1 protein-coding gene is annotated in these 262 nt (G+C 59.2%); it reads left to right on the top strand.

What is annotated here, in order from left to right; genetic code table 11:
* Positions 1-262, top strand: a 262-nt coding sequence (locus tag XpopCFBP1817_RS21460; protein WP_146090234.1) for a transposase, incomplete at both ends; no start/stop codon positions are given.

Here is a 262-nt window from a genome sequence, read left to right as displayed (position 1 = left end):
AGCAGTATGACTTCGGGATGAAAGCGCACATTGGCGTAGACGATGTGTCCGGGTTGGTGCACCACGTGGAATGCACGGCGGCCAACGTCGCAGATATCACGCAGGCGCACAAGCTGCTGCATGGCAAGGAAGACACGCTCAGCGGGGATAGCGGTTACATGGGGCTGGACAATCGCGCGGAGATGGCGCGCAAGCGCAAGTTGCGCTACCTGATTGCAGAGAAGCCGTCCAAGCTCAAGCAGATCAAGAACGCGCGCGAGTT

The sequence above is a fragment of the Xanthomonas populi genome, from assembly GCF_002940065.1.
Taxonomy (GTDB): Bacteria; Pseudomonadota; Gammaproteobacteria; order Xanthomonadales; family Xanthomonadaceae; genus Xanthomonas; species Xanthomonas populi.
Note: the sequence above shows the minus strand (reverse complement) of the source record. Positions and strands in the feature narration are given on the sequence as shown.